Here is a 12,331-nt window from a genome sequence, read left to right as displayed (position 1 = left end):
TAATTATTCACGATTATGACAACAAAGAAAGTAGAAAGACGAATTAAGATAAAGTTCCGCATTCGTAAGAGTGTGAACGGTACAGCTGAGCGTCCACGTCTTAGTGTATTCCGCTCTAACAAGCAGATTTACGCTCAGGTTATTAACGATTTGACAGGCACTACACTTGCATCAGCTTCTTCACTTGGTTTGGAGAAGATGCCTAAGCAGGAGCAGGCAACTAAGGTTGGCGAGCTCATTGCTGAGAAGGCAAAGGCTGCTGGCGTTGAGGCAGTAGTTTTCGACCGTAATGGTTATCTTTACCATGGTCGCGTTAAGCAGTTGGCTGAGGGTGCTCGTAACGGTGGTCTTAAATTTTAAACGATTATGGCAATGGATAAAGTAAAAGTAAATAACGAAGAAGTACTTAAGGATCGCTTGGTTGCTATCAACCGTGTAACTAAGGTTACTAAGGGTGGTCGTACTTTCACATTCGCTGCTATCGTCGTTGTTGGTGACGGTAATGGCGTAATCGGCTACGGTCTTGGTAAGGCAGGTGAGGTTACAGCTGCTATCGCTAAGGGCACTGAGGCTGCAAAGAAGAACTTGGTTAAGGTTCCTGTACTCAAGGGTACAGTTCCTCACGAGGTTGAGACTGCATTCGGTGGTGCAAAGGTTCTCATTAAGCCAGCTGCTGCCGGTACAGGTTTGAAGGCCGGTGGTGCTATGCGTGCTGTTCTTGAGAGCGTTGGTATCAAGGATGTCATTGCAAAGTCTAAGGGTTCTTCAAATGCCCACAACCTTGTAAAGGCTACTATTGCTGCTCTTGCTGAGATGCGTGATGCATACACAGTGGCAGGTGAGCGTGGTATCAGTATGGATAAAGTATTTAACGGTTAATTAGGAAATATCGAATATGGCAACAATTAAAGTCAAGCAGATTAAGAGTAAAATCGGTGCTCCAGTAGATCAGAAGCGTACACTCGCTTGTCTTGGTCTCCACAAGATTTCTCAGGTTGTTGAAGTAGAGGATACTCCTAGCAACCGTGGTATGATCCGTAAGGTTCATCACCTCGTAAGTGTAGTTGATTAATTAATCTTTATAAATTAGGAACGATTATGAAATTAAATAATTTGAAACCTGCTGCAGGTTCTACCCATTCACGTCGTCGTATTGGTCGTGGTCCAGGTTCTGGTCTCGGTGGTACTTCTACACGTGGTCACAAGGGTGCCAAGGCTCGTTCTGGTTATAAGAGAAAGATTGGTTTCGAAGGTGGTCAGATGCCATTGCAGCGTCGTGTTCCAAAGGCTGGATTCAAGAATATCAACCATAAGGAGTACTTCGCAGTAAACCTTTCAACTCTTCAGGCTCTTGCTGAAGCAAAGAACCTTACAAAGATCGGTATTGAGGAACTTAAGGCTGCTGCTCTTACCAATGGTAAGGAGCTCGTTAAGGTTCTCGGTAACGGTGAACTTAAAGCAAAATTGGAAGTTGAAGCTAATGCTTTCTCAAAGACTGCCGAAGAAGCAATCAAGGCAGTAGGTGGTAACGCAACTATAATCTAAGTAAATGAAAAAGTTTATTGAGACACTAAAGAACTGTTGGAAGATAGAGGATCTCCGTCAGAGACTCCTCATCACTCTTCTGTTTACGGCTATTTACCGTTTTGGCTCGTTTGTGGTGCTTCCTGGCATTAATCCGAGCATGTTGGAAAAATTACAGTCGCAGACCTCTGGCGGTCTTATGTCGCTTTTGGACATGTTCTCTGGTGGTGCATTTTCTAATGCGTCTATCTTCGCATTGGGAATTATGCCTTATATCTCAGCTTCAATTGTAATGCAGCTTCTTGCTGTCGCTGTACCTTATTTCCAGAAGATGCAGCGAGAGGGCGAGAGCGGCCGCAAGAAAATACAATGGTATACTAGAGTCCTGACTGTAGCCATTCTGGTCTTTCAGGCTCCTAGTTACCTCTTGAATTTGAAGATGCAGGCTGCTAATGCTCTTGCAACTGGTATTAGCTGGACAGTCTTTATGATTCCAGCTACTATCATTCTTGCAGCAGGAAGTATGTTCATCCTTTGGCTTGGTGAGCGTATCACTGATAAGGGTGTTGGAAATGGTATCTCTCTGATTATTATGATTGGTATCATCGCACGTTTGCCTCAGGCATTCGTTCAAGAGGTTACTTCGCGTTTGCAGGCTATCTCCGCTGGTGGTTTGATTATGTTTATCGTAGAGATTCTGATTCTTTATGCTGTTGTCTGTGCTTCAATTCTTTTGGTGCAGGGAACACGTAAAATCCCTGTTCAATACGCTAAGCGTTTGGTTGGTAATAAGCAGTATGGTGGTGCACGTCAGTACATTCCTTTGAAGCTTTTTGCTGCTAACGTAATGCCTATCATCTTTGCTCAGGCTTTGATGTTTATTCCATTGGCTATAGTTCGCTATCAGTCTGAGAATGCTAGTAGCGTTGTTCAGCAGTTGATGGATAATCGTAGTTTGCTTTACAATGTTGTTTATGTAATCTTGGTTATTGCATTTACATACTTCTATACTGCGATTACATTGAATCCTACCCAGATGGCAGAGGATATGAAACGCAATAATGGTTTCATTCCAGGTGTTAAACCAGGAAAGGATACAGCTGAGTACATTGATACCGTAATGTCTCGTATTACTTTACCAGGTTCATTATTTATTGCATTTATTGCGATTATGCCTGCTCTTGCAGGACTTCTCGATGTGCAGCAGGCCTTCTCACAATTCTTCGGAGGTACTTCTCTGTTGATTTTGGTAGGTGTCGTTATTGATACTTTACAGCAGATCGAAAGTCATTTGCTTATGCGCCACTATGATGGCCTTCTCAATTCTGGTCATACTCGTCAGGGTGGTGTTGCAGCATATTAATCTTTATCTTTTGAAATGAAGATATTTCTGAAGACAGAGGATGAAATTAACCTGATGCGACAAGCTAACCAGTTAGTTGGTAAAACACTTGTTGAATTAGGTAAACATATAAAACCAGGTGTAACGACTCTCCATTTGGATAGGATAGCAGAGGAGTTTATCCGTGATCACGGGGCAATTCCAACGTTTAAGAATTTTCCTAATCCATATGGAGAGCCTTTTCCCGCTAGTATATGTACATCTATCAATGATGTGGTTGTACATGGCATTCCTAGTGAAAAGGACGTTCTCAATGATGGTGATATCATTTCCATCGACTGTGGAACTCTTTTGAATGGCTTCAATGGAGATAGTTGTTATACTTTTGCCGTTGGAGAAATATCTTCTGATGTTAAGCAACTTCTTAAGGTGACTAAAGAATCTTTATATCTAGGTATCGAACAGGCTGTAGTAGGAAAACATTTGGGTGATATTGGTTACGCTGTACAGAGCCATTGTCAACAATATGGCTATGGAGTTGTGCGGGAGTTAACAGGTCATGGCATTGGCAAGGATATGCATGAGGATCCTCCGGTACGTAATTATGGTAGTAGGGGCTCTGGTATTTTGTTAAAGGAAGGCATGTGCTTAGCCATCGAGCCGATGATAACTATGGGCGACCGTCAAATTGGTATGCTACCAGATAAATGGAGTATAGTTACTAGAGATCGTCAACCGGCTGCTCATTACGAGCATACTATTGTTGTTCGAAAAGGTAAAGCTGAAATTTTATCTTCATTCGTAGAAGTTGAACATTTAGAAGGACAAAATTTTTAATTATGGCAAAACAGGCCGCTATTGAGCAAGATGGAACAATTGTAGAGGCATTATCAAATGCGATGTTCCGCGTTGAATTAGAGAATGGTGTCGACATTACTGCCCACATCTCTGGTAAGATGAGAATGCATTACATTAAGATTTTACCTGGTGATAAAGTTAAGGTGGAAATGAGTCCATATGACTTGACAAAGGGTAGAATTGTTTTTAGATACAAATAATTATCACATATAAGGTTATGAAGACAAGAGCATCATTGAAGAAGCGTTCAGCTGATTGCAAAATTGTACGTCGTAAGGGTCGTCTCTTCGTTATCAACAAGAAGAACCCTAAGATGAAATTGCGTCAGGGTTAATGTTAAAGTTCTGTAAAAGTATGGCTGTTAAAAAAAAAAGTTGTACTTTTGCACCGCTTTTAACGCAAAGGTATTAATTTATTAATTTTTTATTAAACAATGGCAATAAGAATTGTTGGAGTAGATTTGCCCCAGAATAAGCGTGGCGAAATCGCATTGACCTATATCTACGGTATTGGTCGAAGTAGTTCAGCAAAGATATTGGATAAGGCAGGTGTAAGCCGTGACCTGAAAGTCAGCGAGTGGTCTGACGATCAGGCAGCCAAGATCCGTGAAATTATCGGCGCTGAGTTCAAGGTTGAAGGTGATCTCCGTTCTGAGATCCAAATGAACATTAAGCGACTGATGGATATTGGTTGCTATCGTGGAGTTAGACATCGTAATGGTCTTCCTGTTCGCGGTCAGAGCACCAAGAATAATGCTCGTACTCGCAAGGGTAAGAAGAAGACTGTTGCTAATAAGAAGAAGGCTACTAAGTAATTCTAAGGAGGAAATTAATTATGGCAAAGCAAAAAGCAACATCTAAGAAGAGAAACGTACGTGTTGACGCATTGGGTCAGCTTCACGTACATAGCTCATTTAACAACATTATTGTATCTCTTGCTAATAACGAGGGTCAGGTTATCTCTTGGTCTTCTGCTGGTAAGATGGGTTTCCGTGGTTCTAAGAAGAATACTCCATATGCTGCTCAGATGGCAGCTGAGGATTGTGCTAAGGTAGCTTTTGATCTTGGTCTTCGCAAGGTTAAGGCGTACGTTAAGGGTCCAGGTAACGGTCGTGAGTCTGCTATCCGTGCCGTACACGGTGCAGGTATCGAGGTTACTGAGATTGTAGACGTTACTCCATTACCACACAACGGGTGTCGCCCTCCAAAGCGTCGTCGTGTATAATAGCATTCATTGATACAAACAATATAGCATTTTATTAATATTATGGCTAGATATATAGGTCCGAAATCTAAAATTGCGCGTCGTTTTGGTGAGCCAATCTTCGGCGCAGACAAAGTTTTGTCCAAGAGAAACTTCCCTCCTGGACAGCATGGCAACAACCGTCGTCGCAAGATGTCTGAGTACGGTGTCATGTTGGCAGAGAAGCAGAAGGCTAAGTACACTTACGGTGTATTAGAGCGTCAGTTCCGTAATATGTTTGAGAAGGCAGCAAAGGCTGAAGGTATTACTGGTGAGGTTCTTCTTCAGAGCCTTGAGTGCCGTCTCGATAATGTGGTGTTCCGTCTTGGTATCGCTCCTACTCGTGCTGCTGCACGTCAGTTGGTTGGTCACAAGCACATCACTGTTGATGGCAAGGTAGTTAATATCCCTTCATTTGCAGTTAAGCCAGGTATGGTTGTTGCTGTTCGTGAGAAGTCTAAGTCTCTCGAAGTTATTGAAGCAGCACTTGCAGGTTTCAACCATAGCAAGTACCCATGGATCGAGTGGGATGATAATTCAAAGAGCGGCAAGTTCTTGCACAAGCCAGAGCGTGCTGACATTCCAGAGAATATCAAGGAGCAGTTAATCGTTGAGTTGTACTCTAAATAAATCATTAAATTAATGGCGATATTAGCATTTCAAAAACCTGATAAAGTAGTAATGCTGGAGGCTGATAACCAGTTCGGAAAATTTGAATTCCGTCCTTTGGAGCCTGGCTTTGGCGTGACCATTGGTAACGCCTTGCGCCGCATTCTCCTTTCATCATTGGAGGGTTACGCAGTGAACACCATCCGTATTGCGGGTGTTGAGCACGAGTTCTCTTCAGTTCCTGGTGTGAAGGAAGATGTTACCAACATTATCTTGAATCTCAAACAAGTTCGATTCAAGCAAGTAGTAGAAGAATTCGAGAATGAGAAAGTTAGTATCACCGTTGAGAATTCTACAGAATTCAAAGCTGGTGACATTGGTAAGTATCTGACTGGATTTGAAGTGTTAAACCCTGATTTGGTGATTTGTCATTTAGATGCCAAAGCTTCGATGCAGATCGATTTGACTATTAACAAGGGTCGTGGTTACGTTCCTGCTGATGAGAATCGTCAATTCTGCACAGATGTTAACGTTCTCCCAATCGATTCCATCTACACCCCTATTCGTAATGTAAAGTACGCAGTTGAACCTTATCGTGTTGAGCAAAAGACCGATTATGATAAGCTCGTTCTTGAGGTTACGACAGATGGTTCCATTAGTCCTAAGGATGCACTGAAAGAGGCTGCGAAGATTCTTATTTATCATTTCATGCTTTTCTCTGATGAGAAGATCACTCTTGAAAGCCCAGATCAGGAGAACAATCAAGAGTTTGATGAAGAAGTTCTTCATATGCGCCAGTTACTTAAGACTCGTCTCGTAGACATGAACCTCAGCGTTCGTGCTCTAAACTGCTTGAAGGCAGCTGATGTTGAGACACTTGGTGATTTGGTACAGTATAATAAGACTGACCTCTTGAAGTTCCGCAACTTCGGTAAGAAATCGCTCTCAGAGCTTGATGATTTGCTCGAGAGTCTGAATCTGTCTTTTGGAACTGATATTTCAAAGTATAAATTAGACAAGGATGCTTAATGCATCCTTTGTCCAAAAAGAACAAAAATTAAAATGAGACACAATAAAAAATTCAACCATTTAGGTCGTACTGCTTCTCATCGTAACGCGATGTTGGCTAACATGGCTTCATCTCTTATTTTGAGCGAGCACAAAAGAATCACTACGACCCTCGCAAAGGCAAAGGCTCTTAAGAAGTATGTTGAGCCATTAATCACTCGTTCAAAGAATGATACAACTACATCACGTCGTGTTGTTTTCCGTTATCTTCAGAACAAGTATGCCGTTAAGGCTCTCTTCGGTGAGGTAGCTGAGAAGGTAGCTAACCGTCCTGGTGGTTACACTCGCGTAATCAAGTTGGGTACCCGTCAGGGTGACGCAGCTGAGATTGCTTTCATCGAGCTCGTTGACTTTGATGAGAACATGGCTAAGACTCCTAAGGCTGCTAAGAAGACTCGCCGTAGTCGCAAGGCAACAAAGGCTGAGGAGGCTCCTGCAACTGAGGCACCTGCAACTGAGGAGGCTGCAGCTGAATAAGTTACAAAAGATCTCACTATATATAGCGCTTCTGTCGTTAGACAGAGGCGCTTTTTTTTGCGAATACTGTTTTCTTTGTTTTAGGGGAATCCCTAAGGTTATTTAGGGATTCTGGCTTGAATATTCAACTAAATAGTTGTATTTTTGCAGAAGAATTTAAAAAGATATGATATGAAAAAGATGATATTTTTGATGCTTTGCTCTTCCTTGGTGTTGAGTAGCTGCGATACATATACAGGCAGTGGAGCTTATGCCGGAGGTTCCATTGGTTCAATCTTAGGGTCTGCCATCGGTGGTTTGTCTGGTGGTCCTTGGGGATCAGATATGGGAACTATCATCGGTATGGCTGGAGGAGCAGCCATAGGTGCTGTTATAGGAAGCCAGGCTGATAAAGCGCAGGCTGATCGTGATGCTGCTTATCGGCAGGATAGGATAGAAAGACGCTCGGATTATCCGGGTTCGTCACGCCGATATCCTACAAACCCTAGTGGCAACCGCTCTTCACATTATGGGGGGAATGAAGTTTATGACTATAGTATTCCTTCTACTGATTATAGCAGATCCGGAAGCGATTATAGCAATGCTCCTGTAATAGATAACCCAGAGATTTTCGATTCCAATAATGGAGGAGACGATCGTTTATATGATTTTCAGGGAAAGGACTATACCGGAGATTATAGTGCCCAGAAGCCGACTACTTCGATGCCAACTGCTACCGTAGAGGAGCTTGGCGCCCGTCTTTCTTATTCTACAACCCTAGAGATTGTGAATGCCCGATTCGTTGATTCCAACGAGGATAATTGTTTGAATAGGAATGAGATCTGCAAGGTGATATTTGAGATTGTCAACCGCGGCAAGTTTCCGGTTTATGATGTTGTACCTACTGTACTTGAAACCACAGGAAACAAGCATATCTTTATTTCACAAAGCATTCATGTTGAGAAGATATTGCCTGGCTCGGGTGTCAGATACACGGCTATGGTGAAAGCGGACAAGAAGTTGAAGGATGGAATGGCTAGATTCTGTGTGAGTGTCATTCATGAGGGTAAATCCATCTCGAAGGTCAACGAGTTTAACATTCCCACTAAGAGATAAGAATCATAGTAGTTGCAAAATAAAATAAAAAAAAACAAGAACCGGCTTTTATGCTAGTTCTTGCTTTTTTTCTTTTGGGGATATTAAGCTTTTGCCCTTACAGAGTGCACAGAGCTTAGCTGGTTTGCCCAGGGGGGTACCTTGTGCTAGGAGCTTCTGTTCTTTGCTTTTCCATTAGGCCGGTGACCGTTGGTTCAAGGCGTATGGCGATGATTAGGGGCTTTTTCCTTTTCCTTTGCTTTTTCCTTTTCCTTTGCTTTTTCCTTTTCCTTTGCTTTTTCCTTAGTCTGTACTTTTTCCTTAGCCTCGACCTTGGTTTCAGCTTGCTCCCTTGCCATTTCTTTCTTTTCGAAATAATGGTCAGGTTCAAATTCAGCCATTTCGAAATCAACCTTCGGGAGCTTGGTTTGCTCAGGCTTGAAAGGAACAGGGTTATCCAGTCTTTCCACCTTGACCGTTGCTACACCCTGTGAAATCATATCCAGTTTCTTGGCAGCAGCCCAGGAAAGGTCGATAATTCGGCCTCTTCCGAAAGGTCCTCGGTCGATGACCTCTACGATTACACTCTTGTCATTTCTGAGGTTGGTAACTTTCAGCATCGTACCGAAGGGATAATATTGGTGTGCACACGTCAGGTTGTCGTGATGGATTCTCTGTCCGCTTGCTGACCTGGCTCCTGTAGCTCGTTTAGAGTAATAGGATGCCTTGCCACGTTGATGCTTCTGGCCGCAACATGGTATACATAAAAATGTACTCAATAATGCTATGATTAATAATCTTCTTTTCATAACTTCTCGATATTTTGGTTGCAAATATATAAAAAAATGATGAAAAATGCAAGGAAATATCAGAAAATCAGTATCTTTGCAGAATAAATAGCAATAGAAATGGAGAATAATGTACCTCAAGAGTGGAATAAGTTCTACTTGAAAGACGTATCGTTTGTCAATCTTATGATGCGTCGTATCTACAATGTGTTGATTGTAGCTAACCCTTATGATGCGTTCATGCTTGAAGATGATGGGCGAATCGAGGAGAAGATATATAATGAGTATATGGAACTTGGCCTTCGTTATCCGCCTACTTTTACTCAGGTTTCTACCACGGAGGAGGCTACGCAAGTATTGCGTTCAACTGTGATCGACCTGGTAATCTGTATGCCAGGTAATGCGGATAATGATGCCTTTGATGTGGCCCGTGACATCAAGGGCAAGTTTCCTAATATTCACTGTGTAGTTCTTACTCCATTCTCTCATGGCATTACCAAGCGAATGCAGAACGAGGATTTGAGCATCTTCGATTATGTCTTCTGCTGGTTGGGTAATACCAACTTGATTCTTTCCATCATCAAGTTGATTGAGGATAAGATGAATCTTGAGCATGATATCCGGGAGGCTGGTGTACAGATGATTCTTCTTGTAGAGGATTCCATCCGCTTCTATAGCTCCATCTTGCCTAACCTCTATAATTATATTCTGGAGCAGAGTAAGAACTTCTCCAAGGAAGCCTTGAACCGGCATGCTGCCACCATGCGTATGCGTGGTCGTCCGAAGGTGGTATTGGCTCGTACTTATGAAGAGGCGAAGAAACTGTATGATAAGTATTCCAATAACACCCTTGGCGTCATCAGTGATGCCCGATTCCCGTTGAAAAGTGCAGCCAAAGCTTTTGGAAATGAAGTTGAACAGGAAGTCAAACCAGAGTATGGCACAGATACCTTTGGTCGTGAGAAATGTCCGGATGCAGGTTTGCAGCTTTTCCGCTATATCAGAAAGAATGACTCTTTTGTGCCCCTTATCCTCGAGAGTTCTGAGAGTGATAACCGTGCCAAGGCAGAAGCAGAAGGCTTCCGCTTTGTAGACAAGAACTCCAAGAAGATGAGTGTGGACTTGCGCCGTTTGATGGAGGAGCACATGGGGTTTGGCGATTTCATCTTCCGAGATCCGAAAACCCATGAGGAAATCATGCGCATCAGAAGCCTGAAGGAGCTGCAGGATAATATCTTCAACATCCCCAACGATTCGATGCTCTATCATATCAGCCGCAATCACATGAGCCGCTGGCTTTGTGCCCGTGCCATATTCCCGGTATCGGCTTTCCTGAAGCACGTTACCTGGGAGAAACTTCAGGATGTAGATGCTCACAGACAGATTATCTTTGATGCGATTGTGCAATATCGTCATATGAAGAATTTGGGTGTGGTAGCCGTGTTTGATAGAATGAAGTTTGATAAGTATGCCCACTTTGCCCGCATTGGAGAAGGATCCCTGGGTGGTAAGGGTAGGGGCCTTGCTTTCCTCGACAATATCATCAAGCGTCATCCTGAGTTCAACCAGTATGAGAATGCCACCGTGCAGATTCCGAAGACGGTGGTGCTCTGTACCGACATCTTTGATGCATTCATGATGAATAACAACCTTTATCCGATAGCGCTGAGCGATGCCAGCGATGAAGAGATATTGAAGCACTTCCTGCATGCGCAGTTGCCGGATTCCCTGATAGCCGACTTCTTCACCTTCTTCGAGGCCACGAAGAGTCCTATAGCCATCCGTTCCAGTTCGCTTCTTGAGGATGCGCACTACCAGCCTTTCGCCGGCATCTATTCCACCTATATGATTCCTTATCTGGAGGATAAGTATCAGATGCTCCAGATGTTGGCATGTGCCATCAAGGGCGTGTATGCTTCTGTATTCTATCGTGATTCCAAGGCGTATATGACAGCCACCAGCAATGTCATCGACCAGGAAAAGATGGCGGTTATCCTGCAGCAGGTGGTGGGTAAGGATTATGGCACCCGCTTCTATCCAACGATGAGTGGCGTGCTCCGTTCGCTCAACTATTATCCTATCGGCGATGAGGAGGCTGAGGAAGGTATAGCCAGTCTTGCCCTCGGATTGGGTAAGTATATCGTGGATGGCGGTCAGACCCTGCGCGTCTGTCCTTATCATCCTCATCAGGTACTGCAGACTTCGGAACCGGAGATGGCGTTGCGTGATACGCAGACCCAGTTCTATGCCCTCGATATGAAGCATGTAGGTGATGATTTCAAGGTAGATGACGGCTTCAATATCCTCAAGCTTCGGGTGAAGGATGCCGTGGAAGACCAGAGTCTTACCTATATAGCTTCTACTTTCGACCCATACGATCAGGTTATCAATGATGGAGTGTATGAAACGGGCAGAAAACTGATTACCTTCGCCAGTGTGCTCCAGCATGAGGTGGTACCATTACCGGAACTGATGCAGATGTCAATGAAGTTTGGTTCCGAGGCGATGCGCCGTCCTGTGGAAATCGAGTTTGCCTGCAATATCAACAATGACAGAACCTGTGAGTTCTATCTGCTTCAGATTCGTCCGATAGTGGATGCCAAGGAGATGCTCGACGAGGATGTGAAGGCGATACCGGATACCGACTGTCTGCTCCGTTCGCACAATTCCCTGGGGCATGGTATCAGCGAGGATATTGTAGATGTGGTTTACGTGAAGTATGATGATAACTTCTCTGCGATGAACAACTTTTATGTGGCTGATGACATCGAACGCATCAATCGCAAGTTCCTTGCCGATGGCAAGAACTATGTGCTGATAGGACCTGGACGCTGGGGCTCCAGCGATCATTATCTCGGAGTTCCTGTCAAATGGCCGCATATCAGTGCTGCCCGGGTCATCGTGGAAGTAGCATTGAAGAACTATAATATCGACCCGAGCCAAGGCACTCATTTCTTCCAGAACCTCACCTCTTTTGGCGTGGGTTACTTCACGGTAGACACCAATACCGAAGAAGGAGGCTTTGTGAATAAGGAGATTTTGGATGCGATGCCTGCCGTGGAAGAAACGCAGTATGTGCGCCATGTGCGTTTTGAGCATCCGATGAGAATATTGATGGACGGAAAGAAGCAGGAGGGAGCTGTCCTGATTCCGAAGGAATGATGATGTTTCCTCTTAAGGTAGAAACTTTCTGATATTGGGAATAAATGTTTTTGCTTCTAGGTCAAATCTTCGTTCATAGACGTTGAATCTCTGTTCAGTGACTTTGAACCGCCGTTCAGTGACCTTGAACCGCCGTTCAAAGTCTATGAACGGAGATTGTACTGATGCTCAAAACATTTTTATTTAG

At 43.6% G+C, this 12,331-nt stretch carries 16 protein-coding genes; 15 read left to right on the top strand and 1 reads right to left on the bottom strand.

Annotation, left to right across the window (positions count from 1 at the left end; genetic code table 11):
• Positions 1 to 15: 15 nt before the first annotated feature.
• The 14 genes from rplR to ACTQ53_RS11190 all read left to right on the top strand — a co-directional run bounded on the left by rplR (position 16) and on the right by ACTQ53_RS11190 (position 8,215).
• Positions 16 to 360 carry a 50S ribosomal protein L18 gene (gene rplR / locus ACTQ53_RS11255; protein ID WP_022122151.1) on the top strand — a complete coding sequence of 115 codons (345 nt, stop codon included), beginning with the start codon at positions 16 to 18 and terminating at the stop codon, positions 358 to 360.
• Positions 361 to 366: 6 nt separating this feature from the next.
• Positions 367 to 879 (top strand): 30S ribosomal protein S5, encoded by a 513-nt coding sequence (rpsE, locus tag ACTQ53_RS11250; protein ID WP_117662536.1) that lies wholly within the window; start codon positions 367 to 369, stop codon positions 877 to 879.
• A gap of 16 nt (positions 880 to 895) precedes the next feature.
• Positions 896 to 1,072 carry a 50S ribosomal protein L30 gene (gene rpmD, locus ACTQ53_RS11245; protein WP_153125311.1) on the top strand — a complete coding sequence of 59 codons (177 nt, stop codon included), beginning with the start codon at positions 896 to 898 and terminating at the stop codon, positions 1,070 to 1,072.
• 26 nt (positions 1,073 to 1,098) lie between these two features.
• Positions 1,099 to 1,545, top strand: a complete 447-nt coding sequence (gene rplO / locus ACTQ53_RS11240) for a 50S ribosomal protein L15 (protein WP_294969726.1) — start codon at positions 1,099 to 1,101, stop codon at positions 1,543 to 1,545.
• A 4-nt stretch (positions 1,546 to 1,549) separates the two neighbouring features.
• Positions 1,550 to 2,887 (top strand): preprotein translocase subunit SecY, encoded by a 1,338-nt coding sequence (secY, locus tag ACTQ53_RS11235; protein WP_294969724.1) that lies wholly within the window; start codon positions 1,550 to 1,552, stop codon positions 2,885 to 2,887.
• Positions 2,888 to 2,902: 15 nt separating this feature from the next.
• Positions 2,903 to 3,703, top strand: coding sequence for a type I methionyl aminopeptidase (map, locus tag ACTQ53_RS11230; RefSeq protein ID WP_153125314.1), 801 nt, complete (start codon positions 2,903 to 2,905; stop codon positions 3,701 to 3,703).
• A gap of 2 nt (positions 3,704 to 3,705) precedes the next feature.
• Positions 3,706 to 3,924: a translation initiation factor IF-1 gene (gene infA, locus ACTQ53_RS11225; RefSeq protein ID WP_006848815.1), complete on the top strand. Its 219-nt coding sequence runs from the start codon at positions 3,706 to 3,708 to the stop codon at positions 3,922 to 3,924.
• A 17-nt stretch (positions 3,925 to 3,941) separates the two neighbouring features.
• Positions 3,942 to 4,058 carry a 50S ribosomal protein L36 gene (rpmJ, locus tag ACTQ53_RS11220; protein ID WP_006848814.1) on the top strand — a complete coding sequence of 39 codons (117 nt, stop codon included), beginning with the start codon at positions 3,942 to 3,944 and terminating at the stop codon, positions 4,056 to 4,058.
• Between the two features lie 99 nt (positions 4,059 to 4,157).
• Entirely contained in the window at positions 4,158 to 4,538 is a 381-nt protein-coding gene (rpsM, locus tag ACTQ53_RS11215; RefSeq protein WP_022252022.1) for a 30S ribosomal protein S13, read from the top strand.
• A 20-nt stretch (positions 4,539 to 4,558) separates the two neighbouring features.
• The gene (gene rpsK / locus ACTQ53_RS11210; RefSeq protein WP_294969718.1) at positions 4,559 to 4,948 is read left to right on the top strand and encodes a 30S ribosomal protein S11; all 390 of its coding nucleotides are present in this window, start codon (positions 4,559 to 4,561) and stop codon (positions 4,946 to 4,948) included.
• A 42-nt stretch (positions 4,949 to 4,990) separates the two neighbouring features.
• Positions 4,991 to 5,596 (top strand): 30S ribosomal protein S4, encoded by a 606-nt coding sequence (gene rpsD / locus ACTQ53_RS11205; protein ID WP_217760887.1) that lies wholly within the window; start codon positions 4,991 to 4,993, stop codon positions 5,594 to 5,596.
• A gap of 12 nt (positions 5,597 to 5,608) precedes the next feature.
• Positions 5,609 to 6,604: a DNA-directed RNA polymerase subunit alpha gene (locus ACTQ53_RS11200; RefSeq protein ID WP_153125320.1), complete on the top strand. Its 996-nt coding sequence runs from the start codon at positions 5,609 to 5,611 to the stop codon at positions 6,602 to 6,604.
• 33 nt (positions 6,605 to 6,637) lie between these two features.
• Positions 6,638 to 7,120 (top strand): 50S ribosomal protein L17, encoded by a 483-nt coding sequence (rplQ, locus tag ACTQ53_RS11195; protein ID WP_294969712.1) that lies wholly within the window; start codon positions 6,638 to 6,640, stop codon positions 7,118 to 7,120.
• A 171-nt stretch (positions 7,121 to 7,291) separates the two neighbouring features.
• Positions 7,292 to 8,215, top strand: a complete 924-nt coding sequence (locus ACTQ53_RS11190; protein ID WP_441933071.1) for a hypothetical protein — start codon at positions 7,292 to 7,294, stop codon at positions 8,213 to 8,215.
• Positions 8,216 to 8,409: 194 nt separating this feature from the next.
• Here the strand turns inward: ACTQ53_RS11190 and ACTQ53_RS11185 are convergent, their stop codons facing one another.
• Complete coding sequence (locus ACTQ53_RS11185; RefSeq protein WP_441933070.1) at positions 8,410 to 9,003, bottom strand: septal ring lytic transglycosylase RlpA family protein; 594 nt, start codon at positions 9,001 to 9,003, stop codon at positions 8,410 to 8,412.
• A gap of 99 nt (positions 9,004 to 9,102) precedes the next feature.
• On the opposite strand from ACTQ53_RS11185, the gene ACTQ53_RS11180 reads away from it, so the two are divergent.
• A complete protein-coding gene (locus tag ACTQ53_RS11180) occupies positions 9,103 to 12,144 on the top strand; it encodes a PEP/pyruvate-binding domain-containing protein (protein ID WP_441933069.1) in 3,042 nt (1,013 codons plus the stop codon).
• Positions 12,145 to 12,331: the final 187 nt, after the last annotated feature.

It is taken from the genome of Prevotella sp. Sow4_E9_plate (assembly GCF_052116205.1).
In the GTDB taxonomy this organism is placed as follows: Bacteria; Bacteroidota; Bacteroidia; order Bacteroidales; family Bacteroidaceae; genus Prevotella.
Note: the sequence above shows the minus strand (reverse complement) of the source record. Positions and strands in the feature narration are given on the sequence as shown.

What these genes read in the sequence shown, in the direction of transcription:
- rpsK (WP_294969718.1), top strand. Translation starts at nt 4,559, where the DNA reads ATGGCAAAGCAAAAAGCAACATCTAAGAAGAGAAACGTACGTGTTGAC.
- rplQ (WP_294969712.1), top strand. Translation starts at nt 6,638, where the DNA reads ATGAGACACAATAAAAAATTCAACCATTTAGGTCGTACTGCTTCTCAT.
- ACTQ53_RS11180 (WP_441933069.1), top strand. Translation starts at nt 9,103, where the DNA reads ATGGAGAATAATGTACCTCAAGAGTGGAATAAGTTCTACTTGAAAGAC.
- rpmJ (WP_006848814.1), top strand. Translation starts at nt 3,942, where the DNA reads ATGAAGACAAGAGCATCATTGAAGAAGCGTTCAGCTGATTGCAAAATT.
- rplO (WP_294969726.1), top strand. Translation starts at nt 1,099, where the DNA reads ATGAAATTAAATAATTTGAAACCTGCTGCAGGTTCTACCCATTCACGT.
- map (WP_153125314.1), top strand. Translation starts at nt 2,903, where the DNA reads ATGAAGATATTTCTGAAGACAGAGGATGAAATTAACCTGATGCGACAA.
- rpsM (WP_022252022.1), top strand. Translation starts at nt 4,158, where the DNA reads ATGGCAATAAGAATTGTTGGAGTAGATTTGCCCCAGAATAAGCGTGGC.
- rplR (WP_022122151.1), top strand. Translation starts at nt 16, where the DNA reads ATGACAACAAAGAAAGTAGAAAGACGAATTAAGATAAAGTTCCGCATT.
- infA (WP_006848815.1), top strand. Translation starts at nt 3,706, where the DNA reads ATGGCAAAACAGGCCGCTATTGAGCAAGATGGAACAATTGTAGAGGCA.
- ACTQ53_RS11190 (WP_441933071.1), top strand. Translation starts at nt 7,292, where the DNA reads ATGAAAAAGATGATATTTTTGATGCTTTGCTCTTCCTTGGTGTTGAGT.
- rpmD (WP_153125311.1), top strand. Translation starts at nt 896, where the DNA reads ATGGCAACAATTAAAGTCAAGCAGATTAAGAGTAAAATCGGTGCTCCA.
- ACTQ53_RS11200 (WP_153125320.1), top strand. Translation starts at nt 5,609, where the DNA reads ATGGCGATATTAGCATTTCAAAAACCTGATAAAGTAGTAATGCTGGAG.
- ACTQ53_RS11185 (WP_441933070.1), bottom strand. Translation starts at nt 9,003, where the DNA reads ATGAAAAGAAGATTATTAATCATAGCATTATTGAGTACATTTTTATGT.
- rpsD (WP_217760887.1), top strand. Translation starts at nt 4,991, where the DNA reads ATGGCTAGATATATAGGTCCGAAATCTAAAATTGCGCGTCGTTTTGGT.
- secY (WP_294969724.1), top strand. Translation starts at nt 1,550, where the DNA reads ATGAAAAAGTTTATTGAGACACTAAAGAACTGTTGGAAGATAGAGGAT.
- rpsE (WP_117662536.1), top strand. Translation starts at nt 367, where the DNA reads ATGGCAATGGATAAAGTAAAAGTAAATAACGAAGAAGTACTTAAGGAT.